Here is a 17,637-nt window from a genome sequence, read left to right as displayed (position 1 = left end):
CGACACGGTGTCGGCCAGCGGATCCACCAGCGGGTAGACCAGCACCTGGGCTCGCACGGCCGGCTCGCCCTCGTCGCGGGCCCGGATGACCGCCGACGCGGCGAGGTTGCCGCCCGCGCTGTCACCCATGACCGCGATCCGCCCGGGATCGCCGCCGTGCGCAGAGATCTCCTTGGCCGTCCACCGCAGCGCGGCGAACACGTCGTCGTGCGCGGCGGGGAACTTCGCCTCGGGGGCGAGCCGGTAGGTCACCGACACGACGATCGCTTCGGCGTCGAGCGCGAGGGCACGCACGGGTTCGTCGACGACGTCGAGACCGCCCGCGACGAACCCTCCACCGTGGACATAAAGCACGACCGGGAACGGCCCGTCGCCCGGCGGCACGTAGATCCGCGCGCGGTGGGCCGGGTCCGGCCCGTAGGACACCTCGCTGGTCCGGGAGAAACCGCGCTTGGACTTCTGCAGCCCGGCGAACGACGCGATCGCCTCGCGGGTGGCTTCGAGGCCGATCTTCTCGAACGACTGGAAACCCTGCTGCGCCAAGCCTTCGAGCAGGGCGGAGACGGCGGGATCGAGTGGCATGACGGCTCCTCGTTCAGGCGAAGACGCGGGAGGCGGACGACAGGGTGAAGCCCGCGTAGCCGGCGGCGACGACCTCGTCGCACTTGGCGCGGTAGGCCGGGGCGCCGCCGAGGTAGACCAGGACGCGGCGCGGTTTGCCGGGGATGTTGTTGCCCATGTACCAGGACGTGGGGGAGTCGGGCAGCAGCGTCGCCTCGGCCAGCTCGTTGGTGTGCGCGACCCACGCCCGCTCCGCTTCGGGATCCGGCTCGATGACGTCCAGACCGTTCTCGCGCAGGTGGTCCAGCGCGGCGACGGTGAAGTCGACGTGGTCCTCGATGGCCAGCGGCATGTTGTACAGCACCGACGGGCTCTGCGGGCCGGTGATCATGAACAGGTTCGGGAACCCGGCGGCCATCAGGCCGAGGTAGGTCTGCGGCCCGTCGGCCCAGTGGTCGGCCAGGCGCAGCCCGCCGCGGCCGGTGATGTTCATCGCCAGCAGCGGTCCGGTGCACGCGTCGAAGCCGGTGGCGAGGATCAGCATGTCGAAGTCGTGCTCGGTGCCGTCGGCCAGCCGCACCCCGGTCGGGGTCACCGCCGCGATCGGGTTGCCCTTGACGTCGACGAGGTCGACGTTGGGCCGGTTGTAGGCCTCGTAGTAGTCGGTCTCCAGCGGCGGCCGCTTGGTGCCGTACGGGTAGCCCTCCGGTGCGAGAAGCTCGGCCTTGGCCGGGTCCTGCACGCGTTCCCGGATCCGCTCGCGGATGTAGGAGGCGATCGTGTCGTTGGCGGCCTTGTCGAACAGGATGTCGCCGAAGGAGTCGATGAACAGCCGGAAACCGCCGCGGTTCCAGCGGTCGTCGAACACCCGCCGCCGCTCCTCCGGCGACACGGCCAGCGCCGAGGGCTGCACCTCCGAGTAGGGCACGCCGAGGAAGTGGTTGCGCGAGGCGTCCCGGATGGCGCGGTAGTTCGCCTTCTCGGCCGCCTCCTCCTCGGGCCGGGTCGGGTAGTTGCCGATCGGGGTGGCGTAGTTGGGGGTGCGCTGCAGGACGGTCAGATGCCCGGCCGTCTTGGCGATCTCGCTGATCGCCTGGATGCCCGACGAGCCGACGCCGATGATGCCGACCCGCTTGCCCGCGAACGACACTTCGTGGTGCGGCCAGTTGCCGGTCATCAGGACCTCGCCGGCGAAGTCCTCGACGCCGGGGAACTCCGGCTTCTTCGGCACGGAGAGGGTGCCGGCGCCGGAGACGACGAACCGCGCGCGGTGCGTCTGCCCGGCGCTCGTGGTGGCCGTCCACAGCGCGTCGGCGTCGTCCCAGGCCAGGGACGTGATCCGGGTGTTGAAGCGGAAGCTGCGGCGCAGGTCGTAGCGGTCGGCGACGTGTTCGAGGTAGGACAGGATCTCCGCCTGCGCGGGGAACCGTTCGGTCCAGTGCCACTCCTGCTGCAGCTCGTCGTCGAACGAGTAGGAGTAGTGCACGCTCTCGATGTCGACGCGGGCGCCCGGGTAGCGGTTCCAGTACCAGGTCCCGCCGACGTCGCCGGCGGCGTCGAAGCCGATGACGCGCAGGTCCCGCTGGTCGCGCAGGACGTGCACGGCGTACAGGCCGGCGAAACCGGCGCCGATGACGATGGCGTCGTGGGTGGACGGTTCAGGTGACACCACTGATCCAGCCTCCTCGATGGTTCGGGTGTGATCGCCGCTACAGCCTGCGGTCGTGCGCGGCGGGCCGGACAGGGTGAGATCACCCCATTGCCCACCCCATCGCGGTCCCGGGCACACCCGCGTGTCCTACGGTGGGAGCCGCGGTGTCCAGCGGCGGGCGCGTGATGGGAGGCGTCATGGGTGACGGTGCCGGAGGGGGACTGCGGCATCCCGCCGTGGCGCTGACCAGCTTCGTCGGCCGCCGTCAGACCTTGGCGCAGCTGGACGCCGAGCTGCGCGCCCACCGGCTGGTGACCGTCACCGGCCCGGGCGGGGTGGGCAAGACCCGCACCGCGATCACCGCCGCCGACCGGACCAGCCTGCCCGGCGGGGTGCGGGTGGTGGAGCTGGCCAGCGTCACGCACGACACCCAGGTCGCGCCCACCGTCGCGACCGCGATCGGCGTCCCCGACCAGTCCAACCGCGACGCCGTCGACCGGGTCGTCGACCACCTCTCCGGCACCAGCACGCTGCTGGTCCTGGACAACTGCGAGCACGTCCTGGACGCCACCGCGCGGCTGGTGCTGCGGCTGCTGGAGGCGCTGCCCGGCCTGCGCGTCCTGGCGACCAGCCGGGAGCCGCTGGGCATCGGCGGGGAACGCGTGCACCTGCTCGCGCCGCTGGCCGTGCCGGAGGAGAGCGACGCGGCGGGCACGGGCGCCCTCGACCACGTCCCGGCGGTCCAGCTGCTGGTCGACCGGGCACGCGCGGTGCTGCCGGACTTCGCGGTGACCCCGGAGAACCGGGCGGCGGTGGTGGCGCTGTGCCGCCGCCTCGACGGGCTGCCGCTGGCGATCGAGCTGGCCGCGGTGCGGCTGCGGTCGTTGTCGGTGTCGGAGGTGGTGCGGCGCCTGGACCGGCGGTTCCACCTGCTCGCCGGGACGGACCCGGCGGCCGGCCCGCGGCAGCGGTCGCTGCGTGCGCTGATCGACTGGAGCCACGACCTGTGCGCCCCGGACGAACGCCTGCTGTGGGCGCGGATGGCGGTCTTTCCCGCCTCGGTCGACCTGGAGACGCTGGAGCGGGTGTGCGGGTTCGGCGACCTGGCCGGGGACCGGCTGTTCGACGCACTCGACGGGCTGGTCGGCAAGTCCGTCGTGGTCGCCGACCGCAACGGCGAGCAGGTGCGCTACCGCCAGTTCGTGACGCTGCGCGAGTACGGCGCGGAACTGCTGGCAGCCTCCGGTGAAGCGGATTCACTGCGGCGACGGCACCGCGACCACTTCGCCGGCCGCGCCGCGGAGTGCGTCCGCCGGTGGTGCGGCCCCGACCAGGCGGGCGACCTGGCGCGGTTGCGGGAGGACCACCCGAACCTGCTGGCGGCGCTGGCCTGGTCGGCCGAAACCCCGGGCGAGGCCCCGGCCGGGGCGCGGCTGGCGTCGCTGCTGCGCTACCACTGGATCGCGGGCGGTTTCCTCAGCAACGGCCGCCGGTGGCTGGAACGCCTGCTTCCCCAGCTCGGCGCCGGAACCCCGGAGCGCGGCGAAGCGCTGTGGGCGGCGGCGTGGGTCGCGCTCATCCAGGGCGACCGCCTGGTGGCGAGGGGGTACCTGAAGGAGTGCGCGGTGATCGCCGACGCGCTCGGGGATCCGGGGCTGCGCGGGCACGTGCGGTTGTGGCGGGCGCTGCTGAACCTGTTCGAGGGCGATCTCCAGGCCGCGATCGGGCTGTACCGGCAGGCGATCGCGATCCACCGGGCCGGCGGCGACACCGGGCTGGCGCTGACCGCGTCGTTCCAGCTGGCGATGGCGCAGGCCTACGCGGGCCGCCCGCGGGAGGCGCTGGAGACGTGCTCGGCGGTGATCGAGGAGGCGTCGGCCGTCGGGGAACGGTGGAACCGGGCCTACGCGCACTGGGCGGCGGCCATCAGCCACCTGCACCTGGGCGAGGTGGCCGCGGCGCGGACGGCGATCGCCGCGGCGATGCGGATCGAGCAGGACTTCCGCGACGGCGTGTGCACGGCGCTGTGCACCGAGGTGTGCTCGTGGGTGGCGGCCTCGTCGGGGCACGCGGCCGACGCCGCGGCGCTGGAGGGCATGGCGGCCTCGGTGTGGCACCGGATCGGCACGTCGCTGCAGGCCTTCGGGCCGCATGCCGCCAGGGAGGGACGACGGCACTCCGCGGCGGTGGACGAGCAACTCGGAGCGGCCACCGCCGGCGCCATCCGCAAGGACCACGCCGGTGTCACGCTGCCGGACGCCGTGCGGCTCGGGCTCGATCTCGTGGTGCGCCAGAGCGGACGCGGCCGCCCGGCGCCGCCGCGCGAACCCCGCGTGCCGGAGTCGCCGCTGACCGGCCGGGAACGGGAAATCGCCGTGCTCATCGCGCGGGGCCTGAGCAACAAGGCGATCGCGGACCGGCTGACGATCTCACCGCGCACTGTGGACGGTCACGTGGAACGGATGCTGCGCAAGCTGGACTTCACCTCCCGCACGCAGATCGCGTCGTGGGTGGCCGCGAGCAGCGCGGCCCGCTGACGCCGATCCGGAAGACACCGGCATCCGTTCACGGCCGTATCAGCCGCCGAGGAAGTCCACACCGACCGGCCCGCTGCGCGACGTGCGCACCGCCACGCCCTCGGCGTCCACCTCGACCACGACCTCCTCGCCGCACGTCAGCCGTCCCCGGTAGACGCCCGGCGCGGGCAGCGCGGTCCCCGGCTCCACGCGCAGCCGGCCGTCCGCGAGCACACCTTCGACGCGGTGCGGCCGGCCCAGCGCCCGCGCCGCACCGGCCACGTCGCCGGCCCGCAGGCACGAGCGGACGTGCGTGGACGACACCAGCGGCAGCAGGTCCACCGGGTGGGTGGTGAAGCCGTAGTTGCGCCCGAACCGCCGCAGCGTCTCCGGCGTGCCCTCGCCGCGGTGGCCGAACGTGAAGTTGCCGCCCACCACCACGGCCGCGGCGCGCAGGCGCCCGGCCAGGATCCGGGCGACGAAGTCCAGGGGCGACATCCCCGCCAGCTCCCGTGTGAAGGACAGGACGCACACGGCGTCGACACCGAGTTCCCCGGCCAGTTCCGCGCGCCGCTCGACGGTGCTGAGCGCGTCCGTGCACCGCGGCGGCCCGACGACGCGCGCCGGGTGCGGGTCGAAGGTGACGAGCACCGTCGGCAGGCCGCGGGCACGGCCGATGCCGACGGCCTCGCCGATGAGCCGCGCGTGCCCTCGGTGCACCCCGTCGAACACGCCGAGGGTCACCACGCACGGCCCGAGACCGGCGGGCACGGTGTCGCGCCACACCGGGCACAGCATCGCGGTCATCGCAGCTCCTCGCTGGTCGCACCGGGTGCGGCGCCCCGGGGGACGAGGCGCCGCACCCGGCGGTGGTGGCCCGGCGACGTCGTTGTCCACCCGGGCCCCGCCGTGGGATCCGCCGTCAGCGGCGGCCTTCCGGGTTGAACAGGTCCGGCACGGTCCAGCCGTCGAGGTCGTACTCGGCCATGCACTGCTCGGCGAAGCCCTTCATGCCGTCGGCCTGACCCGACTGCTGCGCGGCGAACAGCAGCTCGGCGCGCACGCCCTCGTGGTTGCCCGAGTAGTTGCGCTCGTACAGCTCGTGCCTGCCGCCGAACTCGCTGCCGATCGAGTCCCAGATCAGCTTCATCAGCTTGACGCGCTCGATCGCGTCGATGCCGTTCGAGCCGCGCACGTACTGGTCGAGGTAGGGGCGGATCTCCGGCGAGGCGAAATCGTCGGCGTGCGAGGGCAGGTAGATCAGGCCGGATCCGAGGTCCTGCATGATGATCTCGCGCACGCGGGGGTAGCCGACGGTCATGAACCAGCGGTAGGCCAGGCCGTAGTCCAGGTGCGGCAGGACCGCGCCGTCGATCCACTCGTCCGGCCGTGCGGCCATCGCGTCGGACAGCGCCCAGAACAGGTTGCGCCACCCGATGACCTCGCCGACGCGGGTCTGGATGCCGCGGAAGTCCTTGGTGCCGGTGACTTCCACGCCCTTCATCAGCAGGCCGGCGATGAAGTCGAGCTTGACCGCCAGCCGCGTCACGCCGTGGAAGGTGAAGCGGTGCAGGAAGCCGGAACCGGGGAAGAACGTGCTGGCCTTCTCGGCGTCGCCGTAGATGAAGACGTTCTCCCACGGGATCTTCACCTTGTCCAGGATGAAGATCGTGTCGTTCTCGTCGAACCGGGACGACAGCGGGTAGTCGAACGCGCTGGTCGCGCTCTGCGCGTAGGACTGGCGGCAGATCAGCTTCATGCCCGGCGCGCCCATCGGCACCGTGCACACCAGGGCGAACTCGCGCTTTTTGATGGGCAGGCCGTAGTGGGCGATGAAGTTGTAGTTCGTGATCGCCGACCCGGTCGCGACCACCTTGGCGCCGGAGACGATCAGGCCGTCGTCCTTCTCCTCCTCGACGTGGATGAAGATGTCCTTCACCTCGTCGGGGTTGCGGTCCCGGTCGACCGGCGGGTTGATGATCGCGTGGTTCCAGTAGAGGACCTTCTCCTGCGATTCGGTGTACCAGCGGCGGGCGTTGTCGGCGAAGGGCTCGTAGAAGTCCGAGTTCGCGCCCAGCGTGCCGAGGAAGGCGGCCTTGTAGTCGGGGCTGCGGCCCATCCAGCCGTACGTCATGCGCGCCCACTCGGCAATCGCGTCCCGGTCGGCGAAGAGGTCCTCGCGGCTGCGCGGCGTGCGGAAGAACGGGTGCGTGAAGCCGCTGCTGTCGGTGTCCGTCGGCGCGGTCAGCACGCCCTGCTTGTCCGGGTCGTGCAGGGCGTCGTAGAGGCGCGCGGTCATGCGTGCCGAGTTGCGGAACGCCGGGTGCGTGGTGACGTCGTCGACCTTCTCGCCGTAGATGAAGATCTCCCGGCCGTCCCGGATGCTCTCGAGGTACTCCTCGCCGGTCATCGGGCGGGTGGTCCGGGTGGGGGTCACGGCTTCGTCGGGCTGGTGGATCGCCACGGGTGTGGTCCCTTCGTCGTTGAACGGGATCGTTGTGGTTGGCGGGATCAGACGGCCGCGGGAGCGGCCGGGAACCAGCCGATCTCGGGGCAGTCGAGTGAGACGGCCCAGTGCGAGCCGTCGTCGGCGGGGCCGAGTTCGCGGAAGCGGCCCGAGTAGAACAGCAGCGGCTCGGCGTCGGTGATCTCGAGGTCGACGACCTCGCCGAGCACGATCAGGTGGTCGCCGCCGTCGTAGGTGCGCCACGGCAGGCACGAGATCGTCGCGGCGTTGCCCAGCAGCACCGGCGCCGTCGGGCCGGCGCCCCAGCGGGGCCCCGGGTCCTGCGGGCGGCCTGCGAAGTGCATCGCCGTGTCCAGCTGGTCCGCGGCGAGGATGTTCACCGCGAAGGGGGACTCGGCCAGGTAGCCGCACGCCTTGGCGGTGCGCGTCAGCGTGACCTGGCAGAGCGCGGGCTCGAGCGAGACCGCGGTGAACGCGTTCACGGTCGCGCCGTGGGGTTCCCCGGCGCTGTTCTGGCAGGTCACCACCGTGACACCGGTGGCGAACCGGCCGAAGCCGGTGCGCAGCTGCCGCTGATCGAGCGTCATCGTCGACACCTCCTGTACGCTATGCGTACTAGCTGTCCGCTTTGCGTTCACGAGAAGGGTGCCCGCCGGTGGGTGAGCGAGTCAATACCTCGCATGCGGGAAGATGGCGGCCATGACCACCGAGGGGAATCCGCGCGATCTCATCCAGAGCCTCGAGCGGGGCTTCGCGGTGCTGCAGGCCTTCGACGCCGAGCGGCCCAATCCCACGCTCGCCGAGCTGGCGTCCGCGACGGAGCTGTCGCGCCCGGCGGTGCGGCGGATCCTGCTGACCCTGCAGCACCTCGGCTTCGTGCACGGCGAGGGCGGGCGCTGGACGCTGACGCCGCGGGTGCTCAGCATCGGGCAGCACTACTCCGCCTCGCACGGGATGATCGAGATCGCGCAGCCGCACCTGCTCCGGCTCGCCGAGCAGACCGGCGAGTCGGCGTCGCTGGCCGCGCTCGACGGCACCGAGGCCGTCTACGTGGCCCGCGTGCCGGTGCGGCGGATCATGAGCATCAACGTGTCGATCGGGACGCGCGTGCCGGCGCACTCGACGTCGATGGGCCGCGTGCTGCTGGCGTGGGCGCCGGACGAGGTGGTCGACCACGTCATCGCCGCCGGACTGGAGGCCCACACCGAGCACACGGTCACCGACCCGGACGAGTTCCGGCGCCGGCTGCGCGACGTCCGGTCGCTCGGCTATTCGGTGGTCTCGGAGGAACTGGAGAAGGGCCTGCTCTCGGCCGCCGCGCCGGTGCGGGACTCCTCAGGGGCCGTGGTGGCCGCCCTGGCCTCCTCGACGTCCAGCGGACGCTCCAGTGTGGAGCAACTGCGGGCCGACGTGGTGCCGCTCCTGGTCAAAACGGCGGACCGCATCAGCGCCGACTTCGGTCACCGCCAGGGCGTCACGTCCGGGCCGATGGTCCGAAAAGGACACGAAGGCTTCTTCTGACGGTCTCGGAGCCGGGAGTACGAGGCGCGCGACGGGCCCACCGCCACCGCATGGTGCCGCCGCCTGAAGCGTCGATCAACGAGCGTTTCACCGCGGTTGATCGCCACCCCGGTGGCGGCGAGGAGACACGTCAAATGCTTGACGCGTGTTACAACCCATCGGCTGTCCAGACGGCCGTCGATCTTGCCAACACCTTGAAGCCGATCAAGGGAGAGGACGAGCTCGAGACCGTGGAGCAGCTGCGGGACTTCCTCGACGAGCATCCCCCGGCCGCACTGGCCGAGCCCGCGGGTCACGGAGCCGGCCGGCGGTGGCGTCTCACCCGCGCCGATCTGGCGGAGGTCCGTGCGTTGCGTGAGACGGTGCGAGCCGTGCTCGAACGAGCGAACACGGACGCGGTCGAAGCCGCGGCCCTGATCAACGACGGTCTGCGCCGCAGCCGAGCCACCCCGGCGCTGCGCCACGATCACGACCGTTGGCGGACCGAGATCACCTCCGACACCGACCGCTGCTCGGCGCACCTGGCCGCGACCACACTCAGCGCACTCGCCTCCGTGATCGCCACACTCGGTCCGGCTCGCCTCGGCGTCTGTGCCGGGCCGGCCTGCCGGGCCACTTTCGCGGACCTCTCGCGCAATGGGTCGAAGCAATCCTGCACACGAACCTGCGCACACCGGGCCAGCGTCACGGCCTACCGGAGCCGGCAAAGCGCGCGTGGAGTCCCGGCACGGCAGGCGCCGGAGTTCCGTGTCCAGGCGATCGCTGATCATGCCGGCTGACCCTCGTCGCCCACGGCGACGCGTGCCGGGCGATGTTCCGTGTGCCGGAACGCCACGGACAGGCGGACCCGATTTGCTGGCGGCGTCAGCGCTCGGCCCACGCTGCCTCGCCGTCCGCCGCGAGCCTTGCGCCGCGGAACGACGTTGATCTTCACGTGCTCAAGCAGCTGTTTGATCTCTGATCGGGTGGGGAACCGCGCTGGCGCTGGCCGCTCTCGGCGCACGGGTGACCGTGGTGGCTCGTCGAATGGACCGCCTCGACGCGCTGGTCGACAAGATCGCCACCACTGGTGGCCAGGCTCTCGCCGTGCGCGCCGACATCACGGACTAGGAACAAGCTCACTCAGCCGTCGCCCGCGCCGTTGAGGCGTACGGCCGTCTCGACACCGTGGTGGCCAACGCGGGCGTCATGATCCTCGGACCGATCACCGGCGCGGACACGACCAACTGGCGCCGGATGATCGAGCTCAACACCCTCGGGCTCACGTACACCGCGCACGCGGCTGCCCCGCACCTGCTGCCCCTCCAGAACCGCGGCGACGTTCAGGAGCGCATGTACGAGCGCCACTCGACGATGGAGCGGCTACGTCCGGCGGATGTGGCGGACGTGATCGCCTTCATCCTGACCAGGCCCCGCCGCGTCGCCGTCAACGAGGTCCTGGTCCGGCCGACGGAGCAGCAGGATTGACCGCCGCGATGCCGGAGCGCCGGCCAGGCCTGCATGGGTGTGCTGCACCCACGCTCCGGGAGCCGGCCGACATTACTGTCGGCGGCGTGGACAGTGAGAACAAGCTCGGTGACTACCTGCGTGCTCGACGGGCGCTCCTCCGGGCGCAGGAGGTCGGTCTGCCCGACGACGGCCCGCGGCGGGTCCCGGGGCTCCGGCGCGACGAAGTGGCGTTGCTCGCCGGCGTGAGCACGGACTACTACATCCGGCTCGAGCAGGGCCGGGAACGGCATCCGTCCGACCAGGTGCTGCGGTCGATCGCCAGCGCGCTGCGACTGGATGACGCCGCCGCGGCGCACCTGTTCCGGCTCGCCCTTCCGGTGTTCGGGGCGAGTTCAGTCACCTCGCTGACGGTCGCTCCGGAACTCGTCCGGCTGATGGACGGCATGCCGGACGTGCCCGCTTTCCTGGTCGGCGCGGCGCAGGACATCCTCGCCGCCAACGCCATGGCCAGGGAGCTCTACCGCGGGTTCGCCCGGTACGACAACTTGCTGCGCATGATCTTCCTCGACCCGTACGCGAGGTCCTTTTACGGCGACTGGGACGCGGCGTCGCGGTTGGCGGTGAGCAACCTGCGGGCATCGTCGTCGCAGTTCCCCGCGGACGAGCACATCGAGCGGGTCGTCGGCGAACTGACCTTGCGCAGCCCGGCGTTCGCGAACCTGTGGGCCCGCTACGAAGTGCGTCCGCGGACCCGCGAGGTGAAGCATTTCCTGCATCCACAGGTGGGGGAGCTGAGGCTGCACTTCGAGACGCTGGCCGTCGCCAGCGCGCCCGGGCAGCACCTGTCCGTTTACAGCGCCGAACCCGGTAGCGCGAGCCACGACGGGCTGGTCCTCCTGCGCCGTCTGGCCGAGCAGGCAGCCACCGCCGACAACGCCGACCAGGACGAGGTCCTGGAGAACGGTGACACCCGATCATGACCGCCTGTGCCGCGGACAGCGTGGGCACCTACGGGATCACCGGGAAGAAGGTCGGTCGCCTGGGCTTCGGCGCCATGCGGCTGACCGGGCTCGGATTCCGGGGCGAGCCCGAAGACCGGCCGGTCGCCCCGAGTACCTCCGCCGGCAGGCGCGGCTGATCACCGACCTCGCCACGGTCCTGAACCGGTACAACCGCTGACCGAAGCTCCGCCGACGTCCTGGTCTACTGCACTCGGCACGACATCGGGTTCATCCCGTGGACTTCCGTCACCGCCGGGCAGCCGGCGCGCCCCATCGCCGCGGTGCACGACGCGCCACCGTCCAATGTGGCGCTGGCCTGGATGCTGCACCACTCCGACGTCGGCCTGCCTGTTCCCGGCACGGCCAAGGTCGCGGACACCTCGCTCCGCCGGAGCAACCCCAATCTCCTGTCTTTCGCTGCTCGATTTCGTGGGCCGCCTGCCTGGCCGCGGGGATAAGAACCGGAAAGGGAATTCATGGAAACCGTCTTCGTGACCTACCGAGCAACCCGGCTCCGCGGTGTCTCTTCCAACGTTGCCGAAGGCGGGACCAAGCAATGAGTTCAACACCGAAAACGCCGGCCCGGACTTGGGTAGGCGTGGTCACACTGCTGGCCGGCACGCTGCTGCCGCCACTGGACTTCTTCATCGTCAACCTCGCCATCCCGTCGATTCAAGACGACCTCGGTGGCGGTGACATCCTGGGCCAGCAGATCGTGGCCGGTTACGCCGCCACCTATGCCGTGACGCTCACCCTCGGCGGCCGGTTCGGCGATCTGTACGGGCGGCGGCGCGCTTTCCTCATCGGAATCGTCGGGTTCGCCCTGGCCTCGCTGATCTGCGGTTCGGCCGGCGCGCCCTGGCTGCTCCTCGCCGGGCGCATCCTGCAAGGTCTGACGGCCGCGCTGATGGCGCCGCAGTCGCTGGCCCTCATTCGCGCGAGCCTCGACGGCCGTGACCAGACGATCGCCCTCGGCTTCCACGGTGCGACCCTTGGCCTCGCCGCGGTCATCGGCCAGTCCCTTGGCGGCCTCCTCGTCACCGCCGATGTCTGGGGGCTGGGCTGGCGAGCGATCTTCCTCATCAACCTGCCCGTCGCGGCGCTGGCTCTGCTGGGCAGCCTGTTCCTGCGCGACCCGCACACCCGGGGCGTGGAAAGGCTCGACTGGGTCGGCGCCGTCCTGCTCTTCGGAGGTCTTGCCGGGATCGTCATCCCCTTGGTCGAGGGGCGCGCGCTGGACTGGCCTTGGTGGTGCTTCGTCCTGGTCGTCGCCGCCGTCGTCCTGCTGCGTAGGTTTTGGCGTTACGAGTCCTCGCTCGGCGGCGACCGGCGCGGTGGTCGCGTGATGCCCCTGGTGCCACCCGGAGCGGCCACCGCGCCCGGAGTGCGGATCGCGCTCGTGGCGGTCGCCCTGTTCTACTCGATCGCCGCGTTCTTCCTCATCTTTTCCGAACACGAGCAGACGGTCGGTCGCACGCCGTTGCAGGCGAGCCTGGACATCCTCCCGCTGGGCATCGGTTTCCTCATCGGCCCGCTGACCGTGCCGTACCTCGTGCGGGTGATGGGGCGCCGGATCGCCGCGCTCGGCCTGTGCCTGGAGACCATAGGCTTCCTCGCCTTCGCCGGGCTCGCCGCCGCATTCGAGCACACGGCGTGGACCGCCGCACCCTTGGCGCTCATCGGCTTCGGCCAAGGGCTCGCTCTGCCCGCGCTGATCCGCCTCACGGTCACCCACATCCCTCGCGCGTTCGCCGGGCTGGCCAGCGGCCTGGTCAACGCGACCCTGCAGATCAGCGCCGCCTTGTCGGTCGCGATCGTCGGCGGTCTCTTCTACACCGCTGCCGGCACGTATGGATCGACCGCCGCCATCACCGCGGTGTCGATCCTCATCGCCGCGCTGCTGTTCGGCTCCGCGCTCTTGTCGCTGCGGGCTGAACGTGTCCCGGCCGCGGATACGCTCTCGAAGGTGCTGTCGGTGAGGTAGCCGCTCGACGGGAGGCGACACGACCGAGGAGGTGCTGCGCCAGCCGACGTCGCGCGGATAGCGAGGGTGGACGCCAGCCGGGAATCGCGGGTGCTGCGCAACGACCCGCGCTCCGCCGAAAAAGTCGGCTACCGGGCGAATGCCGCCGCCCGGCGCCTCCGCAGTGGCCGGACCATGACGCTCGGGTTGCTGCTGACCAGGGACGAAATCCGCCGGCTCGCGGATGGTCTGGGCGACGTCCGCCAGACACTGATCAACGCCGACCCGGCGGACAAAGCGGAGGTCTACCGCCGGCTCGGCCTGCACCTGGTCTCCCACCCTGGAATACGAACAGAGCTTCGGACGAGCCTGCGGGGAGCACCTGCACAGCGTCACGCCGGTTCGCTTTGATGGGCAATACGCCGGTCCCGGCGAGTTCGCCGGGAGCGCCGGCGCCACCTCACCGAAGCGCACACGCTTCTCGGTGCTGCGCATGGCGCGGCTGCTGCAACGCCGCGCCGACCTGGAGGTGAAGATCACCCAGGCGCACCGGGACTCGCACGGCACCTACGGGTCGCCGCGCATCACCGCCGAACCGCGTGACCAGGGCGAGGTGGTCACGGCGAAGACCGTCGCCAACATCATGGCCGGGGTCGGGCCGAGGGCATCAGCCCACGCACCTTCAAGGTCGAGACGACAGGTGATCGCGTTGTCACCAGCGGTGTTGATCTCGGCAGTGAGCCGTTCGCCGCGTCGGCCTGGGGCCGGTAGTCGATGGCCACCGCTGCCCCGTCGATGCGAGCCGTCGCACGACCGCCGCGCCGATTCCGCGTGAGCCACCGGTGACCAGCGCTGCCCTGTCCCTCAGCGCACCCGTCGTCCTGCCTTCCGGCCCCCTCACCAAGGCACCCTGCCGTTGTCGTCGAAGAAGCCGCCCGTGGGACACTCTCGCCCGAGCGTGGCCAGCCGCACCACGATCGCAGCGCCCTCGGCTGCGGTCCGAGTCAACTGGAACGGCAGGCCCTTGGCGAAGTCCGTGTCACACGCACCAGGCGCGACCGCGTTCACCAGGATCCCTTCGCGTGACAGCGCTTTTGCGTACTGCACCGTGAGCATGTTCAGTGCCGCCTTCGACACCGGATAGCCCAGCGAACCCGGCATCCGACTCAGGTAGTGGGTGGCATCGGTCGTCCACGTCATCGACGAGGTGCCGCTGGAGACGTTCACGATCCGTGCCGCGGACGAACGGCGCAGCAGCGGGAGCATCGCCTCGATCACGGTGACGACACCGAACAGGTTCGTCTCGAACACCGCCCGCACCCCGTCGAGGTGCGCGGAGCCCGGCGCCTGCGCCCCGAGGTCGCCGGCGATGCCGGCGTTGTTGACCAGGACGTCCAGACGGCCGAACCGCTCGGCGATCTGCTCGGCCGCCGCGCTCACCCCGCGTTGGTCCGTCACGTCGAGGCCGATCGGGTGCGCGATACCACCCGCCGCGCTGATCTCGGCCACCGCCTCGGCGCCCTTCTCCAGGTCTCGGGCACCAACTACCACCGTCATCCCGAGCCTCGCGAGCTGGCCCGCGACGGCCCGCCCGATCCCCTTGTTCGCCCCCGTCACCAGGGCAATCGTCGCGTCATCACTCATACGATCAGCGAATCACCTGTCGTTCCCCTAGGCCAGGACCGGACTGATCTCGCTCGATACCCTCCTTGTATGGACGTCCAGACCCGGGAACTGCGCTACTTCATCGCGGTCGCCGAGGAACTGCACTTCGGGCGGGCTGCCCAGCGGCTGGGCATCGCCCAGCCACCCCTGTCCCGGGCGATCCGCCTGCTCGAACAACGGATGGGGCTCACCCTGCTGGACCGCACCAGTCGCGGGGTGCAGCTCACGGCGGCCGGGGAGGTGTTCTTGGCCGAGGGACGCGTCGCACTGGATGCTGTGGCCGCCGCGGTGCGCCGTGCGCGAAGGGCGGCGGCAACCACTCCGCGGCTGGTCCTGGCGCTCAAACCCGGCAGCGACGCCGACCTGTTGCAGCCGATCCTGGACCGCTACGCTGCCACCCCCGACGCCGTTCCGGTCGATCTCGCCTTCAGTGTCGGCGAACGCGCCGCGATGGTCCGCGACGGCCGCGCCGACCTCGCACTGCTGCACCGGCCGCAGAACGATCTGAGCGGCCTGGACAGCGACGACCTCCACGTCGAAGGCCAGGTCGTGGTGCTTCCGGACGGCCACCCCCTGACCGCCCGCACCGAGGTGTCGATGGCCGACCTGCGCGGCGGAACCCAGCCCCGATGGCCGGAGTCTCGCCCCGAGGTGACCGGCCACCTCGTCACCGACACCGACCAACTGCTGCAGCTTGTCCGGCTCGGGCGGATGGTCGCGGTGCTCCCGGAATCGATCCGTGATCGTCTGCCACCCGGTACGGTCAGTCGTCCTGTCTTCGACGCCGAGCAGGCCACCCTCGTGATCGCTTGGCACCGGGAGTCCACCTCCCGCCAGGTCGCCGCCTTCATCCGCGCCGCGACCTCCGTCAAGACCGAGCTGGAACAGGTCTGACAGGTTACGGCCGGAATACGCCAGCTACCAGCGCTGACCAGCAGCTTTACGCGGCTCGCTCGTACTCGATCATCAGGCCTCCAAGGAGCCGATGTCGCCTGATCAGCTGGAGGCTGAGGTTCGGATTTGAAGGTGAGCACGAACCGTCGGCGTAGCAGTCGCTCGTGGACACGGCGGGGGAACTTGACCGCCTTGATTTCCACGTCAGCCAGGACGGCATCGAACGAGGCCGCGAATTGGCGAGCCCGGTCACGGACAAGAAACCGGAACTCGCCGACCCGCTCCCCCCAGATCCATCACCGGGTTGCGGACCTGTTGTGTGGTCCACACGCCCATCCGGATGGGCGGCTGTACCGAGGATGTGGATGTAACGGCTGCCGACCTCCAACACGAACAACACGTAGATCCGCTTCAGGGTGAGCGCGCGGTCGACGGGGAAGAAGTCGAAGGCCAGCCTCGTCGAGGCCTGCGCAGGAACTGCCGTCAGGTTGTGTCGGTCTGCCGGTCCGGCGCGGGAGGTATGTGCGGTCGCTGCATGAAGAACGAGCGGTGGATGTCTCCATCCGTCCCGCCCGTTTAGTACCGGTGGCCGAGGAGGGAGCTGACCCGAGTCCCCAGCCTGGTGTACGCGGCTGACTCACACCTTCCTTGACGGTGTGTTCGTTCAAGCCCCTGGGGCGGCTCCGCCCGAACCGGCGGGAGTCCTTCCTGACTGCGCTCGACACCGCGGATGACGTCGCCAGCCATGACCGCGTAGAGCAGCGCCAATGGCTGCGGTTGTGACGGTGCCGGAGCTCCTGCACGAACGGGTCGCTGGGATCACCCGCCCTTGCCTGCCCGGGAACGTCGTCCTGTTCGCGAGTGAGATCGGCGAGCTTGTGGCCACCCCGGGTCAGCCGGGCCGATCTCCTCGGTGCGCTACCGCATCTGGCAGTCGACTTTCATCGCGCCGCCCGCGCCGCTTGACCGGCTGTTCGACCTGACGCAGCTGGCGGTTCAGGTGCACTAACCGATCGGGCACCTGGGCGCGGCGACAAGCGACATGGCGCGGCAGGCGGGCGATGAATGCTGTGAAGCGTGTCTCTTGGCCCTGTGGTCCTACGCCGGACTTCCCCGCCGGAAACGCGCGGGCCGTGGAGGCCGGGTCAGCGGTCCTTGTGGTGGTCGGCGGTCAGGCGGTCGAGCCACTCACTCAGCAGGTGTTGCTCCGCACTGCTGAGCGTTGTCTGTTCGGGCAGAAGGGCACGCAGCGCCCGGGCGGCAGAGGCGGGGCTTGCGTCGCGTACGGCGGGTTCCTCGAGGGTGACGGCGGTGATCATCGCTTCCCGGAGGGCGGTCAGGAGGGCGGGGTCGCGTTGATCGCCGGGGAGCGATAGCCAGGTGAGCACTGCTCCGCGGGCGGTCGCGTGGATGAGAGAGGCAGCGAGTTCCTCGCCGACGCGCAGCAGGCCGCTGCTGGCGAGGCGGTGGATGCGATCGAGCAGGATCTCCATGCCGGCTCGGAAGGCGGCCGAGTCCGTGCCGCGCCTGGGTTCGCCGTACATCAGCGTGTACAGCTCGGGATTGGCGAGCCCGAACTCGACGGCGAGGTCCCAGCCCGTGCGCAGGTCCTCGACGGGATCCTCCGGACGGGCGTCGGCGTGTTTGGCCGCGAGGAAGGTGGCGTAGCCGTGTTCGGCCACCGCGTCGAGCAGCCCGTCCTTGTCGCCGAACAGGCGGTAGATCGCTGGGGCCTGTACCCCGGCGGCGGCCGCGACCGCCCTGGTGGTGACCGCCTCGCGTCCCTCGCGCGCGAGCAGGTCCGCCGCCACCTCGACAAGCCGCTGTCGGGACACCTCGCGTGCCGCGACCTGTGCGTCCTCCGATCCATCAACCATGTGTCAATGATATCGAGTACTTGCTTCCACTGATGTTTCCGATGATACCATGATTCGAGTATCGTTGGAAAC

Annotated in this window: 16 protein-coding genes and 1 pseudogene; 10 read left to right on the top strand and 7 right to left on the bottom strand. The window is 70.6% G+C overall.

The window, feature by feature from the left end; translation table 11 throughout:
* Positions 1-582: alpha/beta hydrolase (locus ABZ215_RS26765; protein ID WP_354952506.1), on the bottom strand; the 582-nt coding region annotated here is incomplete at its 3' end.
* A gap of 13 nt (positions 583-595) precedes the next feature.
* Positions 596-2,233, bottom strand: coding sequence for an NAD(P)/FAD-dependent oxidoreductase (locus tag ABZ215_RS26760; protein ID WP_354952504.1), 1,638 nt, complete (start codon positions 2,231-2,233; stop codon positions 596-598).
* A 176-nt stretch (positions 2,234-2,409) separates the two neighbouring features.
* Between ABZ215_RS26760 and ABZ215_RS26755 the strand changes: the two genes are divergently transcribed.
* Positions 2,410-4,749, top strand: a complete 2,340-nt coding sequence (locus ABZ215_RS26755; protein WP_193354365.1) for a LuxR C-terminal-related transcriptional regulator — start codon at positions 2,410-2,412, stop codon at positions 4,747-4,749.
* Between the two features lie 39 nt (positions 4,750-4,788).
* Here ABZ215_RS26755 and ABZ215_RS26750 read toward each other — a convergent pair whose 3' ends face one another.
* The 3 genes from ABZ215_RS26750 to ABZ215_RS26740 form a co-directional block, all read right to left on the bottom strand.
* Complete coding sequence (locus ABZ215_RS26750; RefSeq protein WP_354952501.1) at positions 4,789-5,535, bottom strand: cytidyltransferase; 747 nt, start codon at positions 5,533-5,535, stop codon at positions 4,789-4,791.
* 115 nt (positions 5,536-5,650) lie between these two features.
* Positions 5,651-7,138 (bottom strand): 4-hydroxyphenylacetate 3-hydroxylase N-terminal domain-containing protein, encoded by a 1,488-nt coding sequence (locus ABZ215_RS26745; protein ID WP_235716167.1) that lies wholly within the window; start codon positions 7,136-7,138, stop codon positions 5,651-5,653.
* A 101-nt stretch (positions 7,139-7,239) separates the two neighbouring features.
* Positions 7,240-7,782, bottom strand: coding sequence for a flavin reductase family protein (locus ABZ215_RS26740; RefSeq protein ID WP_237339072.1), 543 nt, complete (start codon positions 7,780-7,782; stop codon positions 7,240-7,242).
* Positions 7,783-7,894: 112 nt separating this feature from the next.
* Here ABZ215_RS26740 and ABZ215_RS26735 point away from each other — a divergent pair, with 112 nt between their 5' ends.
* The 8 genes and pseudogenes from ABZ215_RS26735 to ABZ215_RS26700 all read left to right on the top strand — a co-directional run bounded on the left by ABZ215_RS26735 (position 7,895) and on the right by ABZ215_RS26700 (position 13,964).
* Positions 7,895-8,716: an IclR family transcriptional regulator C-terminal domain-containing protein gene (locus ABZ215_RS26735; protein WP_020418996.1), complete on the top strand. Its 822-nt coding sequence runs from the start codon at positions 7,895-7,897 to the stop codon at positions 8,714-8,716.
* A gap of 50 nt (positions 8,717-8,766) precedes the next feature.
* A complete protein-coding gene (locus ABZ215_RS26730; protein WP_354952499.1) occupies positions 8,767-9,495 on the top strand; it encodes a CGNR zinc finger domain-containing protein in 729 nt (242 codons plus the stop codon).
* A gap of 226 nt (positions 9,496-9,721) precedes the next feature.
* Positions 9,722-10,183: pseudogene (locus ABZ215_RS26725) on the top strand (SDR family NAD(P)-dependent oxidoreductase).
* A gap of 86 nt (positions 10,184-10,269) precedes the next feature.
* Positions 10,270-11,145 (top strand): helix-turn-helix transcriptional regulator, encoded by an 876-nt coding sequence (locus ABZ215_RS26720; RefSeq protein ID WP_237339061.1) that lies wholly within the window; start codon positions 10,270-10,272, stop codon positions 11,143-11,145.
* Positions 11,142-11,303 carry a hypothetical protein gene (locus tag ABZ215_RS26715; RefSeq protein WP_354952497.1) on the top strand — a complete coding sequence of 54 codons (162 nt, stop codon included), beginning with the start codon at positions 11,142-11,144 and terminating at the stop codon, positions 11,301-11,303. The genes ABZ215_RS26720 and ABZ215_RS26715 overlap by 4 nt, the downstream gene beginning before the upstream one ends.
* A gap of 461 nt (positions 11,304-11,764) precedes the next feature.
* A complete protein-coding gene (locus ABZ215_RS26710) occupies positions 11,765-13,150 on the top strand; it encodes an MFS transporter (RefSeq protein ID WP_354952495.1) in 1,386 nt (461 codons plus the stop codon).
* A 90-nt stretch (positions 13,151-13,240) separates the two neighbouring features.
* Positions 13,241-13,540 carry a hypothetical protein gene (locus ABZ215_RS26705; RefSeq protein ID WP_354952493.1) on the top strand — a complete coding sequence of 100 codons (300 nt, stop codon included), beginning with the start codon at positions 13,241-13,243 and terminating at the stop codon, positions 13,538-13,540.
* 82 nt (positions 13,541-13,622) lie between these two features.
* Positions 13,623-13,964, top strand: coding sequence for an IS3 family transposase (locus ABZ215_RS26700; protein ID WP_308191203.1), 342 nt, complete (start codon positions 13,623-13,625; stop codon positions 13,962-13,964).
* Between the two features lie 62 nt (positions 13,965-14,026).
* On the opposite strand, the gene ABZ215_RS26695 is transcribed toward ABZ215_RS26700, so the two are convergent.
* A complete protein-coding gene (locus ABZ215_RS26695; RefSeq protein WP_354952491.1) occupies positions 14,027-14,773 on the bottom strand; it encodes an SDR family oxidoreductase in 747 nt (248 codons plus the stop codon).
* A gap of 69 nt (positions 14,774-14,842) precedes the next feature.
* Here ABZ215_RS26695 and ABZ215_RS26690 point away from each other — a divergent pair, with 69 nt between their 5' ends.
* Entirely contained in the window at positions 14,843-15,688 is an 846-nt protein-coding gene (locus tag ABZ215_RS26690) for a LysR family transcriptional regulator (RefSeq protein WP_354952489.1), read from the top strand.
* A gap of 1,145 nt (positions 15,689-16,833) precedes the next feature.
* On the opposite strand, the gene ABZ215_RS26685 is transcribed toward ABZ215_RS26690, so the two are convergent.
* Positions 16,834-17,565, bottom strand: a complete 732-nt coding sequence (locus tag ABZ215_RS26685; RefSeq protein ID WP_237339056.1) for a TetR/AcrR family transcriptional regulator — start codon at positions 17,563-17,565, stop codon at positions 16,834-16,836.
* Positions 17,566-17,637: the final 72 nt, after the last annotated feature.

The sequence above is a fragment of the Amycolatopsis sp. NPDC006131 genome (assembly GCF_040614175.1).
Lineage (GTDB): Bacteria > Actinomycetota > Actinomycetes > Mycobacteriales > Pseudonocardiaceae > Amycolatopsis_E > Amycolatopsis_E tucumanensis.
Note: the sequence above shows the minus strand (reverse complement) of the source record. Positions and strands in the feature narration are given on the sequence as shown.